Here is a 21212-nt window from a genome sequence, read left to right as displayed (position 1 = left end):
GGATGACCACACCACTTTCTCCCGCCGCGCAGGACGCGGCCTTCCGTCCCGCCGAGATCGAGCCGATGCGCTGGGACGAGCTGCTCGCCGGACTGGACCGCGCGGGTCAGCCCGCCCACGTCGTCGGCAGCACCGCAGACCGTCCCGGTCCCACCGGTGTCACCATGGACTCGAGGATGGTCCGACCGGGCGACCTCTACGCCGGTGTCCCCGGGGCCTCCCGGCACGGCGCGGAGTTCGCCGGGACGGTCATCGCCGCCGGGGCCCGGGGCATCCTGACGGACCTGGCGGGCGCCCGGTTCTGCGCCGCAGCCTCCGCCGCCGGCATCCCCGTGCTCATCGTGGAGGACGTGCGCGACGCCGTCGGGCCGGCCGCCGCGGCCGTGTACCGCAACATCGGGGCCGGGCCCCGGTTGTACGGGATCACCGGGACGAACGGCAAGACCACGACGAACTACTTCCTGACGGCCCTGCTGGGCGCCCTCGGGGAGACCACCGGCATGATCGGGACGATCGAGATCCGGGCCGGTCACCGCGTGGTTCCCAGCACCCTGACCACCCCGGAGTCCACCCAGTTGCACGCCCTGATGGCCCTGATGCGCCAGGAGGGGGTCTCCTCGGCGGCGATGGAGGTGTCCTCGCACTCGGTCAGCTACCGGCGCATCTCGGGACTGCACTACGCGGTGGCCGGGTTCACCAACCTCACCCAGGACCACCTGGACCTGCACGGTTCCATGGACGACTACTTCCGGGCCAAGGCCGGACTGTTCGACGCCGGACGCACGGACCGTGCCGTGATCACCCTGGACGGCGGGCCGGACGCGCCCGACGCCGACGGACAGACGTGGGGGACCAGGATGGCCGCCCACGCCGGCTGTCCGGTCGTGACCCTGGCCCTGGGCCCCGCGGCCGACCACGGGGGCCGCCGGCTCAGCGGCGACTGGACCCTCACGGACCTCGTCGCGGAGGGCATGGGCCACCGGTTCACGCTGCGGCACGCCAGCTCCGGGCGGGACGTCACCGGCTCCACCGGCCTGCCCGGGCGGTTCAACGTGGCCAACGCGGCCCTGGCCGCCGTGATGGTGTTGGAGTCCCGGCCACCGGCGGACTGGGACCGGATCGCCGCAGTGCTCGACGCGCCCGTGGGGCAGGGTCCGTTCGCCACGGCCGTGCCCGGGCGCATGGAGGTCGTCGGCCGCGCCCCGGACGCGATCGTCGACTTCGCGCACAACCCCGACGGGCTGGTCCGCGCCCTCGAATCGGTCCGCGAGGCACGGCGCGCCACCGGCAACGACGCCGGGCGGACGATCCTGGTCTTCGGGGCGACCGGTGACCGGGACCGGGCCAAGCGCCCGGGCATGGGCCGGATCGCCGCGGAATGGGCCGACGTCGTGATCGTCACGGACGACGACCCGCACACCGAGCCCCCGGACGAGATCAGGACCGAGGTCCTGCTGGGCGTCCACGAGGGCGTGCGGACGGCGGCCGCGGCCGGCCGCACCGTCCAGGTGTACGAGACGGCGCCACGCCAGGACGCGATCGAGCTGGCCGTGTCCTTGGCCACACCGGCCGACACCGTCCTGCTCGCCGGCCGCGGCCATGAGACCGTGCAGGACATGGACGGAGTGGACATCCCGCTCGACGATCGCGTCGAGCTACGGGACGCCCTGGCCCGGCACGGCCACGGTCCCTCCCCGGTTTCCCCCGAGGCTGCACGTAAAGTTGACGGGTCATGATCGAACTCACCGCCTCCGCCATCGCCGGGGCCACCGGGGGCGTCCTCACCGCCTCGGCGTCCCCTGACCTGCTGGTCAGCGCAGCCACCACCGACTCCCGCGAGGTCACTCCGGGGACCCTGTTCATCGCCAAGCCGGGCGAGCAGGCCGACGGGCACGACTTCATCCCGGCGGCCCGGTCCGCCGGCGCCACCCTCGTGCTCGCCGAGCGCGAGACCGCCGACTCCGGGGGACAGGCCGACCCGGCCGTCATCGTCGACGACGTGGTCCTGGCCATGGGACGGCTGGCGGCCTTCATCGTCACCCGGATCCGCGAGCACTCTCCGACCACCGTCATCGGCATCACCGGGTCAGCGGGCAAGACCACCACGAAGGACCTGCTGGCGGGCATCCTGGCCACCGACGGTCCCACCGTGGCCCCGCAGGGGTCCTACAACGGGGAGGTGGGCGTCCCGCTGACCGTGTTCCGGGCCGACCTGGACACCCGCTACCTGGTGGTCGAGATGGGTGCCGACGGGATCGGCAACATCGAGTACCTCGCGGACATGGTCCGCCCGGACATCGGTGTGGTGCTCATAGTGGGCAGCGCCCACGCCGGCAAGTTCGGCGGCGTGGAGAACATCGCCCGGACCAAGGGCGAACTGGTGGAGGCGCTGCCGGCGGACGGCGTGGCCGTCCTGAACCGTGACGACGCCCGGGTCGCCGCGATGGTGGACCGGACCTCCGCCCGACTGGCCTGGTTCTCCACCGAGGACGGCAGCTTCCCGCTGGTCGACGCGGACGTGGCCGACGGCACCGCCGACTTCTCCGCCCTGGCCGCGAATCTGACCACCACCGAGGGACAGCACCCCGAGTTCGACCTGCGACTGGGTGCGGGCACCGCGGCCGAGGCCCATCACGTGGTCTCCGGACTGATCGGGAGGCACCACGCCACGAACATCGCCGCCGCAGCGGCGGCCGCCCATGCCGCGGGGCTGCCGGCCGACAGGATCGCCGCCGCCCTCGACGGGGCGGGAGCCACGAGCCGACGGCGGATGGAGCGCACCGACCGGCCGGACGGGGTGACGATCATCAATGACGCGTACAACGCCAACCCGGAGTCCATGCGGGCCGCCCTGAAGACGCTGGCGATGATCGGCCGTTCCACGGGGCGCCGGACGTGGGCCGTGCTGGGGGAGATGCTCGAACTGGGTGACGCCCGGATCGCCGAGCACACCGCGATCGGCACGGCCGTGGTCCGGTTGAACATCGACCAGCTCGTGGTGGTCGGCCGCGGTGCCCGACCGCTCTACACCTCCGCCGTCAACGAGGGGTCCTGGGGGGACGAGGTCGACTTCGCCGAGGACGTGGACGAGGCCGAGGAACTGCTCCGGCGTCGGCTGGCGCCCGGGGACGTGGTGCTGTTCAAGTCCTCCAACGGCGCCGGCCTGGGGGACCTCGGGGATCGACTAGCATTGGCCCCGGCCAGCCCGGATCCGGGGGCCGGAAGCCGGAAGGAGCAGCGCCAGTGATAGGCCTGTTGATCGGTGGTCTGCTCGGGCTGGTCCTGACGCTCGTGGGGACCCCCCTGTTCATCCGCTTCCTGGTCAGGAAGGGATACGGACAGTTCATCCGCGATGACGGACCGACGACCCACAAGACCAAGCGCGGCACCCCGACCATGGGCGGGGCCGTGTTCGTGGTGGTCACCGTGGTGGCCTACTTCCTGACGCACTGGATCCTGGGCGGCCTCGGACTGGAGAACGCCGGACCCACCGCCTCGGCGATGATCCTGCTGTTCCTCATGGCCGGCATGGGACTGGTTGGGTTCCTGGACGACTTCAGCAAGATCTCCAACCAGCGCTCCCTCGGACTGACGCCCTGGGCGAAGATCGTCCTGCAGGGAGTGGTGGGCACCGCCTTCGCGGTCCTCGCCCTGAACTTCCCGGACGGGCGCGGGCTGACCCCCGCCTCGACGTCCATCTCCTTCGTGCGTGACCTGCCGATCGACCTGGCCTTCGCCGGCCCGGTCATGGGCCTGATCCTGTTCGTGGTCTGGTCCAACCTGATCACCACGGCCACCACCAACGCGGTGAACCTGACCGACGGGCTGGACGGCCTGGCCACCGGCGCCACCGCCATGATCACCGCCGCCTACATGCTGATCACCATCTTCCAGTCCAACCAGGCGTGCTCCACGTCCGGGGCGACACCGGGCTGCTACGAGGTCCGTGATCCGCTGGACCTCGCCATGCTCGCGGCGATCCTCACCGGTTCGCTCATGGGTTTCCTGTGGTGGAACACCTCGCCCGCGAAGATCTTCATGGGGGACACGGGTTCGCTGGCCCTCGGCGGGGCCCTGGCCGGGTTCGCCATCCTGTCCCGCACCGAACTGCTCGTCATCATCCTGGCCGGGCTGATGGTCCTCATCACCCTGTCCGTGATCATCCAGGTCGGCTACTTCAAGCTCTCCGGTGGCAAGCGCGTGTTCCTCATGGCGCCGCTGCAGCACCACTTCGAGCTCAAGGGCTGGGCGGAGGTCACGGTGGTCGTGCGGTTCTGGCTGATCGGCCTGCTCTGCGTGGTCCTCGGCGTGTCCCTCTTCTACGGCGAGTGGGTGCTGGTCCGGTGACGGCCGGGAGCACCGCCGGCCATCCCCGGCTCGACGACCTGACCACGTGGGACGCGGACTGGTCCGGACTGCGGGTGGTCGTGGCCGGCCTCGGCCTGTCCGGGTTCTCCGCGGCCGACACCCTGGCCGAGCTCGGGGCCGACGTCGTGGTCGTGGACGGGCGGGACAGCCCGGAGAACCGTGCCCGGGCGGACACCCTGAGGATCGTCGGGGTCCGCGAGGTCCTGCTGGGCGAGGACCACGCACGGTCCCTTCCCGACGTCGGCGGGTCTCCCGCCGAGCTCGTGGTCACCTCCCCGGGGTGGCGCCCGGACCAGCCGCTGCTGGCCGCGGCCGCGGATGCCGGCATCCCGGTCTGGGGAGACGTCGAACTGGCCTGGCGGGTCCGTGAACGTGCGGGACGCAAGACGGCCGACTGGCTCGTGGTCACCGGCACCAACGGCAAGACCACCACGGTGGGCATGGTCGAGTCCATGCTGCTCGCCGCCGGCCTTCGGGCGGTGGCCTGCGGGAACGTGGGCACCCCCATCCTGGACGCGATCCGGGACCCGGAGGGCTGGGACGTGATCGCCGTGGAGCTCTCCAGCTTCCAGTTGCACTGGACCCACCACATCGAGCCGGCCGCCTCGGCCGTGCTCAACGTGGCCGAGGACCACGTGGACTGGCACGGGTCCTTCGCGGCGTACTGCGCGGACAAGGCCAGGATCTACGAGCACACCCGCGAGGCGTGCATCTTCAACGAGGACCAGCCCGAGACCATGCGGATGGTCGAGCAGGCCGACGTCCAGGAGGGGTGCCGAGCGGTGTCCTTCACCACGGACACGCCGGGACTGTCCATGGTCGGTGTGGTCGACGGCATCCTCGTGGACCGGGCCTTCCTGGACGAACGGGCCCATCAGGCCCTGGAACTCGGCCATGTCGAGGACCTCGGGCCCATCGCGCCCCGGCACCAGGTGGCCAACGCCCTGGCGGCCGCCGCCCTGGTGCGGGCCATCGGCGTGCCGCCGGAGGCCGTCCGGGACGGGTTGCGTGCCTACCGACCGGGGGAGCACCGCATCCAGCTCGTGGCCAAGGCGGACGACGTGCTGTGGATCAACGACTCCAAGGCGACCAACCCCCACGCCGCGGACGCCTCTCTTGCGGCCTTCACCGACGTGGTGTGGATCGCCGGCGGACTGCCCAAGGGCGTGACCTACGACGAACTGGTCTCCCGCCACGCCCACCGCCTGCGCGCCGTGGTGCTCATCGGGGCGGATCCCAGCGAACTGGCAGGTGCCATACAGAGACACGCACCCGACGTCCCGGTCCTGTCGACGGCGGTACGCGACACTGGAGGGGATCCCTCGGACGGCCACCGGGCCATGGACGCAGCGGTCCGGGAGGCCGATGCCGTGGCCCGGCCCGGGGACGTCGTGCTCATGGCGCCCGCGGCGGCGTCCATGGACCAGTTCACGTCCTACGCAGACCGAGGAAACGCCTTCATCGACGCCGTCGCCCGCCTCATGGAACACAAGGGGCTGAGCAGCTAAGGAGCCCACCCATGGTGACCACCCCCCAACGGCCCCTGCGCCGTACCCGGGGTCCCGCCAGGGGCCGGCGTCCCCGTCCGGGGACCGGTGCGGCCCCGTCCGCCTCCGGTACCCCCTCCGCCCGGACGGCCGGTGGCCGCGCGGCCCGCGGCGCCGGACCGGCCTCCGGGCCCGGGAGCACGCGTCGTGGCGGCCGCGGCCCGGCGTACTGGTGGCGGCGGATGTGGTCCTTCCTGGAGGGCGAGGGCTCGGCGTCGTCCTACTTCCTCATCCTCGGCTGCACGCTCGCGCTGACCGTGATCGGACTGATCATGGTGCTGTCCTCCTCCTCCGTGGAGAACATCGGCGAGACGACCGGATCCTATGACCTGTTCATCCGCCAGGCCGTCTTCGCCGCCGTCGGGCTGGGAGTGATGGTCTTCCTCTCCCGGCTGAGCACGGACAGACTGCGCCGGCTGGCCTGGCCGGCGCTGGTCATCGCCATCGTGCTGCTGATGCTCGTCCTGACGCCCCTGGGCCACGAGGTCAACGGCAACCGCAACTGGATCAAGGTCGGCCCGGCCACGGGACAGCCCTCGGAGGCGGCGAAACTGGCCCTGGCCCTCTGGGCGGCCGCCGTGCTCGAACGCAAGGGCCGGCTCATCGGCCAGCTCAAGCACTCCGTCGTGCCGGTGCTCTTCCCGGTGGGCGCCGTCCTCCTCGGCCTGGTCATGATCGGCCGGGACCTGGGTACCGCCATGGTCATCATGCTGGTCGTGGCAGCCGTGCTGTTCCTGGCCGGCACGAGGCTGCTCTACTTCGCGGTGGCCGGAGCCGTGGCCGCGGTGGGCGCGATCATCATGGCGCTCGTCTCGTCCAACCGCACGGTGCGCATCCAGGCCTGGCTGGGCAACTGCGACTTCGCCACCGACCCGTGCTACCAGCCCCAGCACGGCCTGTACGCCCTGGCCTCCGGTGGCTGGTGGGGACTCGGGCTGGGCCAGTCCCGGCAGAAGTGGAGCTACATCCCCGAGGCGGAGAACGACTTCATCTTCACCATCCTCGGCGAGGAGCTCGGACTCGTCGGCGCCCTGCTGGTGCTCACGCTCTTCGCCGGACTGGCCGTCGGCATGTTCCGGGTCGCGCGGCGCACCGACTCCGTGTTCATCCGGATCTGCACCGGCGGCATCCTGGCCTGGATCGTGGGCCAGGCCTTCATCAACATCTCCATGGTCACCGGCCTGCTGCCCGTCATCGGCGTGCCCCTGCCGTTCATCTCCTACGGCGGATCCTCCCTGACGTTCGTCCTGGCGGCCGTCGGCGTGGTCCTGGCCTTCGCCCGCGAACAGCACCGGGAGGGCCGGGCCGTCGTAGCCGGCACCGGCCCCGCCGTGGACACCCGCCCCGACACGAAGGAGGCGCACTGATGCCCGACACCCTGAACGTGGTCCTGGCCGGCGGCGGTACGGCCGGCCACATCAGCCCCATGCTGGCCATCGCCCGGGCCCTCGAGGAGACCGCGACCGAGGGCGCCCACCCGGCCGCGGTGCACTGCACCATGGTGGGCACCGCCTCCGGCATGGAGACCCGTCTCGTCCCGGCCGCCGGGTACGCGCTGGACACCATCGACCGGGTCCCGATGCCCCGCCGCCCCACCATGGACCTGGTCCGGCTGCCCTCCCGCTTCCGGCGGGCCGTGGCGCAGGCGGGTGACATCCTCGACCGGCGCCGGGCCGACGTCGTGGTCGGGGTGGGCGGTTATGTCTCCACCCCCGTGTACCTGGCCGCCGCCCGGCGCCGGGTGCCCGTGGTCATCCACGAGGCCAACGTCCGCGCCGGGCTGGCCAACCGCGTCGGTGCCCGCCGGGCCGCGGCCGTGGCCACCGCCTTCCCCGAGACGGTGCTGCCGCGCGCCCTGCACGTGGGTATGCCGATGCGCCGGGAGATCTCCACCCTCGACCGGGACACGGCCCGTGAGCCGGCCCGGCGGGCCCTGGGGCTGGACCCCTCCGCCACCACGGTGGTGGTCACCGGCGGGTCCTCGGGCGCCCTCAACGTCAACCGGACGATCGCGGCGGCCCTCCCGGACCTCGCCGGCGCGGGACTGCAGGTCCTGCACCTGACCGGCCGGGGCAAACAGGTCCTGGGGCCCGACGGCGACCCGGTCGCCTCGCCCGGGTACCACCAGGTCGAGTACCTGGAGGGCATGGAGCAGGCCTACGCCGCGGCCGACCTCATCGTCGCCCGCTCGGGTGCCGGCACCGTCTGCGAGCTGGCGGCCGTGGGGTTGCCCGCCGTGTTCGTCCCGCTGCCGATCGGCAACGGTGAGCAGGCCCTCAACGCCCGTGGGCTGGTGACGGCGGAGGGAGCCGTCCTGGTGAAGGACGAGTCCTTCACCGCGGACTGGGTCCGCCGAGAACTCATTCCCCTGGCCCTGGACGCCGGGCGGCTGGAGCGGATGTCCGCCGCCTCCGCCTCGCTGGGGATCCGGGATGCCGACCAGGCCATGGCGCGCCTGGTCCTGAACGCCGCAGGAGGATCCCGATGAACCGACCGACCGACGAGACCACCCCGGTGCGGCCCATGGCGCCGTCGCTGGCCGCCCTGGGCCGGGTGCACTTCCTGGGCCTGGGCGGTGTCGGCGTGTCCGGGATCGCCCGGATCATGCAACAACAGGGGGTGCCGATCTCCGGGACCGACGCCAAGGACCTGCCGGTGATGCACGAGCTCGAGGCCGCCGGCGCCGCGGTGTTCGTCGGCTACGACGCGCGGAACCTCGACCGGGTGGCCCAGCGGGCGGGTGGCGCCGGCGTGGACACGGTCGTGGCCTCGTCGATCGCCGGCCCGGGCAATCCCGAGTACGACGCCGCGATCGCCCGGGGCGTGCCCGTCCTGCATCGCTCCCAGGGGCTGGCCGCTGCGATGGCCGGCCACCGGGTGCTCGCGGTCGCCGGCACGCACGGCAAGACCACCACGTCCTCGATGGCGGCGATGACGTTCACCCGCGCCGGCGCCGATCCGACCTTCGCCGTCGGCGCCGCCGTCGCCGGCCTGGGGACCAACGCACGGGCCGGCGCGGGGGAGTGGTTCATCGCCGAGGCCGACGAGTCCGACGGCACGCTGCTGAACTACCGGCCGCAGATCGCGATCGTGACGAACGTGGAGGCCGACCACCTCGACTTCTACGGCTCCGCCGACGCCGTGGTGCAGGTCTTCCGCGACTTCGCGCTGCTGCTGCCCCCGGACGGTGTGCTGGTGGCCTGTGCCGACGACCCCGGGGCCCTGGCCCTGGCCCAGTGGATCCGCGCCGAGGCGGCGGCCGGCCGGCCGGCGCCCCGGGTCGTCACCTACGGTTCGGAGCCCGGACGGGGCGACGACCTCGTCCTGGCGGACAGCGAGCTGGCCGGCACGGCCGGGGGCACCGGGCAGCGCGTCACCTTCCGCTGGGCCGGCGGGCGCTCCACGCAGGTGGAACTGGCCGTTCCGGGTCGTCACAACGCGCTGAACGCCGCTGCGGTCCTGCTCGCCGCCCACCACGCCGGCCTGGAGGCCGAGGACGCGGCCCGCGGGCTGGAGGCCTTCCGCGGCACCGCGCGTCGGTTCGAGTTCCGCGGCGAGCGTGCCGGCGTCCGCGTCTTCGACGACTACGCGCACCACCCCACCGAGGTGGCGGCGGCCATCGCCGCCGGGCGCTCGGTGGCCGGCGGGCACCGGGTCCACGTGCTCTTCCAGCCCCACCTGTTCTCGCGCACCCGGGACTTCGCGGACGGCTTCGCGCAGGCGCTCTCGGCCGCCGACGGCGTGCGGGTCCTGCCTGTCTACCCGGCCCGGGAGGAACCGATCGCCGGGGTCGACTCGACCCTGATCACCCGGCATCTGTCCACCCTCCTGCCCGGTTCCGGTGAGGTCCCGGAGGACACCGGTGCCGGCGTGGCCGGCCTGGTCGCCGCGGCCCGTCCAGGCGACGTCATCCTGACCATGGGTGCCGGGGACGTCACGGCCCAGGGCGGGGCGATCCTGGCGGCGCTGGCGGATCGCGACGAGGAAACCCTCGATGGCGGGCGATAGGACGGACGCCGGCCCGGAGGCCTCCACGGCGACCGACGTGATGACCGCGGACGACGACAACGTCCTGGCCTTCCCGGAGACGCCCGAGCAGGCCCGGCGCCGGCGGGTCCGGCTGTGGCGCGCGGTCGGCGCGGCGGGCCTGGTGCTGCTGGTCGTGCTCGGGGCAGTCCTGTACTTCTCCCCCCTGCTGGCCATCCGCACCATCACGGTCACGGGCGCCGACCTGCTGCCGCGCGAACGGGCCGAGGCGCTGGTGCAGCCCCTGCACGGAGTGCCCCTGCCGCAGGTGGGCCAGCGGACCGTCGCCGAGCGGCTGGCGGGAGAGCCCGCCGTCGAGGAGGTCAGGGTCCGGGCGGAACCGCCCGCGTCCCTTGTCGTGGAGGTCGTGGAGCACCAGCCGGTCGCCCAGGTGCCCCAGGGGGATCAACGGGTGCTGTACTCGGCCCAGGGCCAGGCCGTCGCCACCCTGGGAGCGGAGGAGGCCGAACGGTATCGGTTGCCCAGTGTCTCCGATGCCGCCGACCTGTCCGATCCCGAGGTCTTCGACGCGATCACGACCGTCCTGGGCTCGTTGCCGGATCCCATCCGCAACCGGATGGACTCCGCCTCGGCGCAGACGGTGGACTCCGTGACCCTGACGCTCGAGGACGGGCGCACCGTGCTCTGGGGCAATGCCGAGCAGGGGGACCGGAAGGCGCAGGTCCTGGGGGCCCTGCTGAAGGTCCCGCAGGACGAGGCGGACCCGGTCGAGGAGTTCGACGTCTCGATCCCGGAATACCCGGTGACGCGATGAGCGGACCGTGCCGGAGGGCTCCTCGGGGCGCGCGAGGGCGACACGCGGGAGCGGGTCTTTGCGCGATCCGCGTCGGCACCATAACGTTTCACCTAGAACACAGGTTGACATAACAATAACCTTCAACCTGAACGTTAAGCCACCCGGAGGGCGTTGCGGCGTCCGATGGGCGTCCGGGGCGCAGGCCGGACAGCAGACAGACAGACACCGAACAAGGGACAAACACCGTGGCAGCACCCCAGAACTACCTGGCCGTCATCAAGGTCGTCGGCATCGGCGGCGCCGGCGTCAATGCCGTGAACCGCATGATCGACGTGGGACTCCGCGGCGTGGAGTTCATCGCCATCAACACCGATGCCCAGGCGCTGCTGATGAGTGACGCCGACGTCAAGCTGGACGTCGGGCGGGAGCTGACCCGCGGACTGGGTGCCGGGGCGAACCCGGAGGTGGGCCGCCAGGCCGCCGAGGACCACGCCGAGGAGATCGAGGAGGTCCTGCGCGGGGCCGACATGGTCTTCGTCACCGCCGGCGAGGGCGGCGGCACCGGTACCGGTGGCGCCCCGGTCGTCGCCCGCATCGCCCGCTCGCTGGGCGCCCTGACCATCGGCGTCGTGACCCGCCCGTTCACCTTCGAGGGCCGACGCCGGGCCACCAGCGCCGAGTCCGGCATCGATGCCCTGCGCGACGAGGTCGACACCCTGATCGTGATCCCGAACGACCGGCTGCTGTCCATCTCCGACCGCAACGTCTCGGTCCTGGACGCCTTCAAGTCCGCCGACCAGGTGCTGCTCTCCGGCGTCCAGGGCATCACCGACCTGATCACCACCCCGGGCCTGATCAACCTCGACTTCGCCGACGTCAAGTCCGTCATGCAGGGGGCAGGATCGGCACTCATGGGCATCGGTTCCGCCCAGGGCGAGGACCGGGCCGTCAAGGCCGCCGAGCTGGCCATCGCGTCGCCGCTGCTGGAGGCCTCCATCGACGGCGCCCACGGTGTGCTGCTGTCCATCCAGGGCGGTTCCGACCTCGGCCTGTTCGAGATCAACGAGGCGGCCCGCCTCGTCCAGGAGGTGGCGCACCCGGAGGCCAACATCATCTTCGGTGCCGTCATCGACGACGCCCTCGGCGACGAGGCGCGCATCACCGTCATCGCCGCGGGCTTCGACCGGGTCGACGCCACCTCCGCGCCGGCGGGGGCCTACGGCACCGGGACCCGTCCGCAGGGCCAGCAGGCCGCCCCGCAACCGGTGCCCAGCCAGTCACTCCCGGCCGCCCCGGTGGCGGTCCCCGTGCCGGCCCAGCCTGCCGCGGAGCCGTCCGGCTACCGCGCCGAACCGGCAGCCCAGCAAGACCTGCCCACCGTCGTGGAGCCCGACCTGTCCGGCGGCAGCCGTGACGACCTGGACGTTCCCGACTTCCTGAAGTGACCGGGGGGCCGTTCGTGTTCCGCGTCTCGCCGTCTCCCGGTCTGCACATCGGCTTCACCGGGGTCGACACCGGCAACCTCGCGTTCCATGTCTCCGGTGGGACGACGGCGCAGGACCCCGGCCGTCCCGTGTCCGAGGCCAGGACCCGGCTGGAGCGGGAGATGGGCGTGGCGCCGGGGCGCACCGAGTACCTCACCCAGGTGCACTCCGCGCGCGTCGTCGAGGCAACCGGGAACGGATGGGGTGCACGCAGCGGCCCCGCCGAGGAGGCCGACGCCCTGGTCAGTCCGACGGGGCGGGACCCGCTGGCCGTCATGGTGGCAGACTGCCTGCCCGTCGTCTTCGCCTCCCGCCCCCCGGGCGGCGTGGACCTGACGGGGCCGACCGCGGTCGCCCACGCCGGACGCCGCGGACTGCTCGACGGCGTGCTGGAGGCCACCGTGGACCGGTTGCGGGGTTCCGGCGCCGGGGGTGCGCCCGGTGAGATAGAGGCCTGGGTGGGGCCGGGCATCTGCGGCCGGTGCTATGAGGTCCCCGAGGACATGCGCCGTGACGGCGCCTCGAGGATCCCGGCCACGGACTCGACCACCTCCTGGGGAACGCCCGCGCTGGACCTGCCGGCGGGTGCGGTTGCCGTCCTGGAGCGGCTCGGCGTGACGGTGCACCGCGATGACCGGTGCACCTTCGAGGACGGGCGGCTGTTCTCCCACCGCCGCGCACCCGGTGAGGGCCGGTTCGCCGGGGTCGTCTGGCGCACCGGGGAGGGTGTGGCATGAGCGGCGCGGAGCACATGAGCGGGGCGGAGCTGGGGCCGGGTCCCGGCCCGGCCGATGACGCCCGCGGACGGGAGCTTGCGGACCGTCTCGCCGCCGTGCGCCAGCGGGTCGAGGAGGCCACGCGCTCCGCGGGACGCTCCGACGCCCCCACGCTGATCGTCGTGACCAAGTTCCATCCGGCCGAGGACGTGGCCCGGCTGGCCGCACTCGGCGTGCGGGACGTTGGCGAGAACCGGGACCAGGAGGCCCGCGCCAAGGCGGCCGAGACGGAGCGGCTGACCGGGGTGCAGGCCCCGGTGCGGTGGCACTTCATCGGCCAGCTGCAGTCCAACAAGGCCAAGTACGTGGTGCGCTATGCCTCCGCGGTGCACTCGGTCGACAGGGAGTCACTCGTGGACGCCCTCTCGGCGGCGATGGGGCGTGAACAGGCCAGGCGCGCGGACTCCGGACTACAGGAACGGGATCCGCTGGACTGCCTGGTCCAGGTCGACCTGGACCCGCGGCCCGAACAGGACCGTCCGGCCGGCATCGGCGCCCGTGGCGGTGTCGACCCGGCCGCGGTGGGGGCCCTGGCCGACCGGATCGCGGCGGCCGACGGCCTGAGGCTGCGCGGGGTGATGGCGGTGGCCCCCCTGGGCCTGGACCCCACCCCGGCCTTTGCCCGGCTCGCGGAACTCTCCGCCGCACTGACCGGCACGCACCCCGATGCCACGTGGATCTCCGCGGGAATGAGCCAGGACCTGGAGCAGGCCGTCTCCGCGGGAGCGACACACCTTCGGGTGGGAACCGATGTCCTCGGGCCCCGTGCGCCCGTGGGTTAACCTCGATAGTGTCCGCAGGACGGCAGATCTCCGCAGGGCCGGCAGCAGGCCGGGCGGCTTCCACACGGTGAGGATTTTCGATGGCTGGTGCACTGAAGAAGACCATGATCTACCTCGGGCTCGCCGATGGCGACGAGCAGTACGAGGAAGAGCAGCGGGCCACGGAGTCCCGTCGGCACGAGCGTGCCGACCGGAGCGAGGTCTCCGACCGCTCGGATCATGACGATCGTGCCGACGCCGCCGAGGACTGGGAGGAGGACAGCCGCCCGGAGCGCCCCCAGCCGAGCAGGGTGGCCGCGGCCCCGGTGGCGGAGCGGGAGTACCGCGCGCCGGTGACCCCGATCAAGCGTGCCGCCCACTCCCGCGAGGATGCCCCTGCCGTGCGTCAGATCACCACCGTGCACCCCCGCTCCTACAACGACGCCAAGGTCATCGGGGAGTCGTTCCGTGGCGGCATCCCGGTCATCATGAACGTGACGGACATGGGCGAGGCCGACGCCAAGCGGCTGGTGGACTTCTCCGCCGGCCTCGTGTTCGGGCTGCACGGCTCCATCGAGCGCGTCACCAACAAGGTGTTCCTGCTGACGCCGGCCCACGTCCAGGTCCTCGGGGAGGATTCGTCCGGCACCGAGGACCAGGCCCACTTCTTCAACCAGAGCTGACACCCGTCGGGGAGTGACCCCTCCCGGACCCGACATGGTGTGGAATAGGCTGCCGTGACCCTCATCTTCTCCTTCCTCTACCTCGTCCTGGCGATCTTCCAGTTCCTGCTGCTGGTCCGGATCGTCTTCGACGTGGTCCAGTCCTTCGCCCGGGCCTGGCGCCCGCAGGGCTTCATCCTCGTGATCGCCTCGGCCGTCTACACCGTGACGGATCCGACGCTGCGGTGGCTGCGGTCCAAGATCCCCCCGCTGAACCTGGGCGGGATCGGGCTGGACATCGCCTTCCTCGTGCTGTTCGTGGTCGTCGTGCTGCTCAAGTCCGTGGTCGGGGCCCTGGCCGTGGGATCGTTCGCCTGACCCCCGCCGGACCTGCGCCGTGGCCGGCGGGCGCCGAAGTCGGGGCCGGGACACCGGTGGTAGCCTGAACTGCAGTGTGGCCCTCGTGCGCGGAGAAGCCGTGGCGTGGCGCCACGGGACGACCATTGCCCCTCCGCGGGCAGACCTGACAAGTATTGGGGTGACCACATGGCACTGACGCCGGAAGACGTTGTGAACAAGCGGTTCCAGCCGACCAAGTTCCGCGAGGGATACGACCAGGACGAGGTCGATGACTTCCTGGACGAGATCGTCGTCGAGCTGCGCCGTCTGAACCAGGAGAACGACGAACTGCGTCGCAAGGTCGCCGAGCTCCAGTCCGGTGGTGCCTCCGGGTCCACCGTTCCCGCCCCGGTCTCCGCCGAGGACGAGGGGACCGTCGCCACGGGCACCTCCGTCCAGGACACCTCCGTCCAGAAGACCTCCGCAGGCGGTTCGTCCACGCCTGTCGCCGAGGCTGCCTCCACCGAGGACAGCGGCGCCAGCCAGAAGCCGGCCGCCTCCGTGCCCGCGGCCAAGGACTCGGACGAGGTCATCGAGGCGGCGCCCGCCGTCACTCCGGCGGCGACCGCGGACACGCCGGCCACCGCCGTGCCGGCCGCGCCCGCCGCGGTCACCGGCCGCGAGGCCGTCGCCACCTCGGCCGCCGGCGTGCTCGCCATGGCCCAGAAGCTGCACGATGACTTCGTCGCCGAGGGTGAGGCCAAGCGCGAGCAGATCATCGCCGACGCCCAGTCCGAGGCCGACGGCCTGGTCAACGACGCCCAGGAGAAGTCCCGGAAGACGCTGGCCGAGCTGGAGGAGAAGAAGTCCGTGCTCGAGCGCAAGGTCGAGCAGCTCAAGGGCTTCGAGCGCGACTACCGTGCGCGGCTGAAGGCCTACATCGAGGGTCAGCTGCGCGACCTGCAGAGCCAGGGCCCGATCCAGGACGAGGTCACCGCCACCAGCTGACCGGTGGGCCGTCCTGACGGCCCACCGGTCACGCCGGCAGATCCAGACCGGATCCGGGGCCGGCCACGGGAGGACCGTGGCCGGCCCCGTGTCTCTGTCCGTCGCGCCCCCCGTTGTTCCCCCGTTCCCGCCGATCCGAGAGACCCCACCGCGTGACCGACACCGAACCGACCGTCCCGGCGCATCCGGACGCGGAACGAACCCCGAGGCGTCGCCGCGGCTGGATCGCCGTGCTGGTCCTGGCCGTGGGCTACGTCCTGGACCAGCTGACCAAGCGCTGGGTGGAGACGACCATGGCCGAGGGGCAGGTCATCGACGTCCTGCCCCCGCTGCTGCGCTGGCACTTCATCCGGAACCCCGGGGCGGCCTTCTCGATCGGTGAGGACCACACCTGGGTCTTCACGATCATCCAGGCCGCGGTAGCGGTTTTCGTGGTGGTGCTGCTGTTCCGGGTCCGCTCGACCGCCTGGGCCCTGGCCCTGGGCGGCCTGCTCGGCGGAGTGCTCGGCAACCTCACCGACCGCCTGCTGCGGCCCCCGGCCTTCGGGGTCGGCCACGTGGTGGACTTCATCGCCCTGCCCAACTTCGCCATCTTCAACATCGCCGACTCGCTGATCGTCTGCTCGATGATCGGCATCGTGCTGCTGATGTTCACCGGCCGCCGGCTCGACGGGACGCGGGAGCCCGCCCAGGCCCCTCGCCCCGCGGCCCCGGGGGAGGACCGTGACTGACACCGCACCCGGGCCCCTGCCCGGCCCGGCCGTCGTCGTCCCCGGCCCGGCCGACGTCGGCCGGCGGGTGGACGCGGTCCTGGCCGGCGCGCTCGGGGGTGTCCCGCACCAAGGCCGGCGCCTGGTGTGCCGACGGACGGGTGACGCAGCGCCGCACCGGCGCGGCGTCCGGCGCGCAGACCGTGCAGAAGTCGGCGAAGGCCGTCGCGGGAACCGAACTCGTGGTGGACGTGCCCGAGGAGACCGACCCGCTCGAGGTGAAGGTGGAGATCGTGGAGGACCTGACCATCCTGGCTGACGACCCGGACTATGTCGTCGTGGACAAGCCCGTGGGCGTGGCCGCCCACCCGTCGCCGGGCTGGGTCGGGCCGACCGTCGTCGGCGGCCTGGCGGGTGCCGGGTACCGGATCTCGACGTCGGGGGCACCGGAGCGGCAGGGCATCGTGCACCGGCTGGACGTGGGCACCTCCGGTGTCATGGTGGTGGCCAAGTCCGAGCGGGCCTACACCGCCCTGAAGGACGCGTTCCGTGACCGGACTCCGAAGAAGACCTACCACGCCGTGGTGCAGGGACTGCCGGACCCCCTGAACGGCACCATCGACGCGCCGATCGGCCGTCACCCCGGTCACGACTGGAAGTTCGCGGTCCTCGACGGAGGACGGGACTCGGTGACGCACTACCGGACCCTGGAGGCCTTCGGCCGGGCGACCCTGGTCGAGGTGCAGCTCGAGACGGGCCGGACCCACCAGATCCGCGTCCACTTCGCCGCGCTGCGCCATCCCTGTGCCGGGGACCTGACCTACGGGGCGGACCCGAAGCTCGCCGCCGAGCTCGGGCTGACCCGGCAGTGGCTGCACGCCCGCCGGCTGGGCTTCTCCCACCCGGTGACGGGGGAATGGGTCGAGTACGAGAGCCCGTACCCGCATGACCTGGCCTACGCCCTGGATGTCCTCCGGGGCCACTAGGGTGGTACGGCACCACGAATCAGTTGTACGGCAGCGCAGCAGGGCAGTAGGGAAGTGCGGACAATGACGGCGACCACATCGGCAACGGGACAGGCCTCGCGGGACGGCGGATTCGCGCACCTGCACACCCACACCGAGTACTCGATGCTCGACGGGGCAGCCAAGCTCAGCGAGCTCTTCGTCGAGACCGAGCGCCTCGGCATGGACTCGATCGCCATCACCGACCACGGGTACCTGTTCGGTGCCTTCGACTTCTGGAAGAAGGCGACGGACGCGGGCATCAGGCCGATCATCGGCCTCGAGGCCTACCTGACGCCGGGCCAGCAGCACCGCACGGACAAGACGAAGGTCCGCTGGGGCGAGCAGCACCAGCGCGGGGACGACGTCTCCGGCGGTGGTGCGATCACGCACATGACCCTGCTGGCCAAGGACAACACCGGCATGCACAACCTGTTCCGGGCGGGCTCGATCGCCTCCCTGGACTCCGTGTACGCCAAGTGGCCCCGGATCGACCGGGAGCTGCTCTCCACGTACTCCTCCGGGTTGATCGGGACCACGGGATGCCCGTCCGGTGAGGTCCAGACCCGGTTGCGGCTGGGCCAGTACAAGGAGGCGGTGGAGGCCGCGGCGGAGTTCCGTGACATCTTCGGCAAGGGCAACTTCTACTGCGAGCTGATGCAGCACGGTCTCGACCTGGAGAAGCGGGTGGTCCCGGACCTGCTCCGGCTGGCCAAGGACCTGGACCTGCCCCTGGTCGCCACCAACGACCTGCACTACACGCATGAGCACGACGCCAAGCCGCACGAGGCGCTGCTGGCCATCCAGTCGGGGTCCACGCTGCTGGAACCCACCTACGACCAGGGCGGCTCCCGGTTCGCCTTCACCGGCACGGAGTTCTACCTGAAGTCCCCGCGGCAGATGCGGGACCTGTTCTCGGAGTTCCCCGAGGCCTGTGACAACACCCTGCTCATCGCCGAGCAGTGCGAGGTCTCCTTCGACACCTCCGCCAACTACATGCCCAAGTTCCCCTGCCCTCCGGGGGAGGACGAGACCAGCTGGCTGACCAAGGAGGTCGCCACGGGGCTGAAGTACCGCTACCCCAACGGGGTACCGGACCACGTGCGCAAGCAGGCGGACTACGAGCTCGACGTCATCATCTCCATGGGCTTCCCGGGGTACTTCCTCGTGGTCGCCGACTTCATCAACTGGGCCAAGGACCACGGCATCCGCGTCGGGCCCGGCCGTGGGTCCGGGGCCGGCTCCATGGTCGCCTACGCCCTGAAGATCACCGAGCTCGACCCGCTCGAGCACGGCCTGATCTTCGAGCGCTTCCTCAACCCGGACCGCGTGTCCATGCCGGACTTCGACGTCGACTTCGATGATCGCCGCCGCTCCGAGGTGATCGACTACGTCACGGAGAAGTACGGTGACGAGCGCGTGGCCATGATCGTCACCTACGGCACCATCAAGACCAAGCAGGCGCTCAAGGACTCCGCGCGCGTGATGGGCTTCCCGTTCTCCATGGGCGAGACGCTGACGAAGGCGCTGCCGCCGGCGGTGATGGCCAAGGACATCCCGCTCAAGGACATCGAGGACAAGGACGCCAAGAGGTACTCGGAGGCGGGGGAGTTCCGGGAGCTGGTCGCCACGGACCCGGACGCCGCGAAGGTGTTCGAGACCGCCAAGGGCGTCGAGGGGCTGAAGCGCCAGTGGGGTGTGCACGCCGCGGGCGTGATCATGTCTTCGGAGCCGATCATCGACGTCATCCCGATCATGCGCCGCATGCAGGACGGCCAGGTCATCACGCAGTTCGACTACCCCACCGCCGAGGGGCTCGGACTGATCAAGATGGACTTCCTGGGCCTGCGGAACCTGACGATCATCTCCGACGCCCTCGAGAACATCACGGCCAATCAGGGATTCGACCTGGACCTGGAGTCCCTCGCGTTCGACGACCGGGCGTCCTACGAGCTGCTCGCCCGGGGGGACACCCTGGGCGTGTTCCAGCTCGACGGCGGGCCGATGCGCTCGCTGCTGAAGATGATGAAGCCGGACAACTTCGAGGACATCTCGGCGACCATCGCCCTGTACCGGCCGGGGCCCATGGGCGCCAACTCGCACACGAACTACGCGTTGCGCAAGAACGGCCAGCAGGAGATCACCCCGATCCATCCCGAGCTCGAGGAGCCCCTCAAGGAGATCCTCGACACCACCTATGGCCTGATCGTGTATCAGGAGCAGGTCATGGCCATCGCGCAGAAGGTCGCCGGCTTCAGCCTCGGACAGGCGGACATCCTCCGCCGCGCCATGGGCAAGAAGAAGAAGTCCGAGCTGGACAAGCAGTACGTCGGCTTCCACCAGGGCATGGTCGACCACGGGTACTCCGAGGCGGCCATCAAGGCGCTGTGGGACATCCTGCTGCCGTTCTCGGACTACGCCTTCAACAAGGCGCACTCCGCGGCGTACGGACTGGTGTCCTACTGGACGGCCTACCTCAAGGCGCACTACCCGGCCGAGTACATGGCCGCGCTACTGACCTCCGTCGGCGACGACAAGGACAAGATGGCCATGTACCTCAACGAGTGCCGCCGCATGGGCATCACGGTTTTGCCCCCGGACGTCAACGAGTCCTCCCTCTACTTCACCCCGGTCGGCAAGGACATCCGCTTCGGCATGGGCGCCGTGCGCAACGTGGGCTCGAACGTGGTCACCGCCATGGTGGGCGCCCGCGAGGAGAAGGGGGACTTCGGCTCGTTCCCGGACTTCTTCAAGAAGGTGCCCGCGGTGGTCTGCAACAAGCGCACCATCGAGTCGATGATCAAGGCCGGCGCCTTCGACTCCCTCGGGCACTCGCGCCGGGCGCTGCTGGCCATCCACGAGGAGGCCGTAGACGCCACCGTGGCCCAGAAGCGCCAGGAGGCGAACAACCAGTTCGACTTCTTCTCCATCCTCGAGGCCGAGGGTGGAGAGGCGGCCGACGCCGGGCTGGGGCTGGAGGTCCCCGACATGCCCGAGTGGGACAAGAAGGACAAGCTCACCTTCGAGCGGGAGATGCTCGGCCTCTACGTCTCGGACCATCCCCTGCAGGGGCTGGACGGTGTCCTGGCCCAGCACGCGGACACGTCCATCTCGCACATCATCTCCGACGACGGCCCATCGGACGGCGCGCAGGTCACCATCGCCGGGCTCATCACCTCGCTGCAGCGGCGGATCGCCAAGAGCTCCGGCAACGCCTACGCCCGATGCGAGGTGGAGGACCTGGGTGCCTCGATGGAGGTCATGTTCTTCGGCCAGGCCTACGCCCCGATCGCCACCATGCTGGCCGAGGACCTGGTGGTCGCGATCAAGGGCCGGGTCCAGCGGCGCGATGACGGGTCGATCACCCTCAGCGCCCAGGAACTGACCATCCCGGACCTGTCCGGTGGTCATTCGGGACCGGTGTCCATCACCATGCCGGCCTTCAAGGCCAACGAGACCGTGGTCTCCGCGCTGGGGGACGTGCTGAGGACCCACCCCGGGACCACGGAGGTGCGGCTCAGGCTGGCGGGGAACCGGACCATGGAGATCATGCAGCTCGGACCGGACTTCCGGGTCAGTCCCAACCCTGCCCTGTTCGGTGACCTCAAGGTGCTGCTCGGCCCCGCCTGTCTGGAGTGAGCCCGGACCGGCTGGAGGGGCCGGCCTGCCGGCCCCGGTCCGGTCTCCACCCGACCCGCCGCCCGGAACACTACATGTGGTGATGTGCTGATTGTGGTGACGCCATATGTGGGGTTATGATGAGGGCGTTC

The 21212-nt window shown here is 71.3% G+C and carries 16 protein-coding genes and 1 pseudogene; all 17 read left to right on the top strand.

Going from position 1 to position 21212, the window contains the following annotated elements; all coding sequences use genetic code 11:
- Positions 1 to 2 precede the first annotated feature (2 nt).
- The gene (locus tag CITRI_RS0104230) at positions 3 to 1736 is read left to right on the top strand and encodes a Mur ligase family protein (RefSeq protein WP_010143389.1); all 1734 of its coding nucleotides are present in this window, start codon (positions 3 to 5) and stop codon (positions 1734 to 1736) included.
- A complete protein-coding gene (murF, locus tag CITRI_RS0104225) occupies positions 1733 to 3247 on the top strand; it encodes a UDP-N-acetylmuramoyl-tripeptide--D-alanyl-D-alanine ligase (RefSeq protein ID WP_010143388.1) in 1515 nt (504 codons plus the stop codon). Before CITRI_RS0104230 ends, murF begins: the two co-directional genes overlap by 4 nt.
- Complete coding sequence (gene mraY / locus CITRI_RS0104220) at positions 3244 to 4347, top strand: phospho-N-acetylmuramoyl-pentapeptide-transferase (protein WP_010143387.1); 1104 nt, start codon at positions 3244 to 3246, stop codon at positions 4345 to 4347. Before murF ends, mraY begins: the two co-directional genes overlap by 4 nt.
- Positions 4344 to 5876 (top strand): UDP-N-acetylmuramoyl-L-alanine--D-glutamate ligase, encoded by a 1533-nt coding sequence (murD, locus tag CITRI_RS0104215; RefSeq protein WP_010143385.1) that lies wholly within the window; start codon positions 4344 to 4346, stop codon positions 5874 to 5876. Before mraY ends, murD begins: the two co-directional genes overlap by 4 nt.
- Before the next feature lie 11 nt (positions 5877 to 5887).
- Complete coding sequence (gene ftsW / locus CITRI_RS0104210; RefSeq protein ID WP_237708980.1) at positions 5888 to 7282, top strand: putative lipid II flippase FtsW; 1395 nt, start codon at positions 5888 to 5890, stop codon at positions 7280 to 7282.
- The gene (murG, locus tag CITRI_RS0104205) at positions 7282 to 8403 is read left to right on the top strand and encodes an undecaprenyldiphospho-muramoylpentapeptide beta-N-acetylglucosaminyltransferase (RefSeq protein WP_010143382.1); all 1122 of its coding nucleotides are present in this window, start codon (positions 7282 to 7284) and stop codon (positions 8401 to 8403) included. The genes ftsW and murG overlap by 1 nt, the downstream gene beginning before the upstream one ends.
- Positions 8400 to 9923, top strand: a complete 1524-nt coding sequence (gene murC / locus CITRI_RS0104200; RefSeq protein ID WP_010143381.1) for a UDP-N-acetylmuramate--L-alanine ligase — start codon at positions 8400 to 8402, stop codon at positions 9921 to 9923. The genes murG and murC overlap by 4 nt, the downstream gene beginning before the upstream one ends.
- Positions 9910 to 10716 (top strand): cell division protein FtsQ/DivIB, encoded by an 807-nt coding sequence (locus CITRI_RS16260; protein WP_010143380.1) that lies wholly within the window; start codon positions 9910 to 9912, stop codon positions 10714 to 10716. The genes murC and CITRI_RS16260 overlap by 14 nt, the downstream gene beginning before the upstream one ends.
- Before the next feature lie 227 nt (positions 10717 to 10943).
- Positions 10944 to 12143: a cell division protein FtsZ gene (ftsZ, locus tag CITRI_RS0104190; protein ID WP_010143379.1), complete on the top strand. Its 1200-nt coding sequence runs from the start codon at positions 10944 to 10946 to the stop codon at positions 12141 to 12143.
- Positions 12140 to 12919, top strand: coding sequence for a polyphenol oxidase family protein (locus CITRI_RS0104185; RefSeq protein WP_010143378.1), 780 nt, complete (start codon positions 12140 to 12142; stop codon positions 12917 to 12919). Before ftsZ ends, CITRI_RS0104185 begins: the two co-directional genes overlap by 4 nt.
- Positions 12916 to 13740 (top strand): YggS family pyridoxal phosphate-dependent enzyme, encoded by an 825-nt coding sequence (locus tag CITRI_RS0104180; RefSeq protein WP_237708979.1) that lies wholly within the window; start codon positions 12916 to 12918, stop codon positions 13738 to 13740. The genes CITRI_RS0104185 and CITRI_RS0104180 overlap by 4 nt, the downstream gene beginning before the upstream one ends.
- An 80-nt stretch (positions 13741 to 13820) precedes the next feature.
- Positions 13821 to 14402 (top strand): cell division protein SepF, encoded by a 582-nt coding sequence (locus CITRI_RS0104175; protein ID WP_010143376.1) that lies wholly within the window; start codon positions 13821 to 13823, stop codon positions 14400 to 14402.
- Positions 14403 to 14456: 54 nt separating this feature from the next.
- On the top strand, positions 14457 to 14759 hold the full coding sequence (locus CITRI_RS0104170) for a YggT family protein (RefSeq protein ID WP_010143375.1): 303 nt from the start codon (positions 14457 to 14459) through the stop codon (positions 14757 to 14759).
- A gap of 168 nt (positions 14760 to 14927) precedes the next feature.
- Positions 14928 to 15728, top strand: a complete 801-nt coding sequence (locus CITRI_RS0104165; protein ID WP_040385571.1) for a DivIVA domain-containing protein — start codon at positions 14928 to 14930, stop codon at positions 15726 to 15728.
- Between the two features lie 152 nt (positions 15729 to 15880).
- Complete coding sequence (gene lspA / locus CITRI_RS0104160) at positions 15881 to 16459, top strand: signal peptidase II (RefSeq protein ID WP_010143373.1); 579 nt, start codon at positions 15881 to 15883, stop codon at positions 16457 to 16459.
- A 16-nt stretch (positions 16460 to 16475) separates the two neighbouring features.
- Positions 16476 to 17424 (top strand): annotated as a pseudogene (locus CITRI_RS0104155) (RluA family pseudouridine synthase).
- Positions 17425 to 17487: 63 nt separating this feature from the next.
- Entirely contained in the window at positions 17488 to 21081 is a 3594-nt protein-coding gene (gene dnaE, locus CITRI_RS0104150) for a DNA polymerase III subunit alpha (protein ID WP_010143370.1), read from the top strand.
- Positions 21082 to 21212 lie beyond the last annotated feature (131 nt).

Origin of the sequence: Citricoccus sp. CH26A, from assembly GCF_000224415.1 — a bacterium.
Lineage (GTDB): Bacteria > Actinomycetota > Actinomycetes > Actinomycetales > Micrococcaceae > Citricoccus.
The sequence above is the reverse complement of the archived record's forward strand: the minus strand, read 5'-3'. Positions and strand labels throughout refer to the sequence as shown.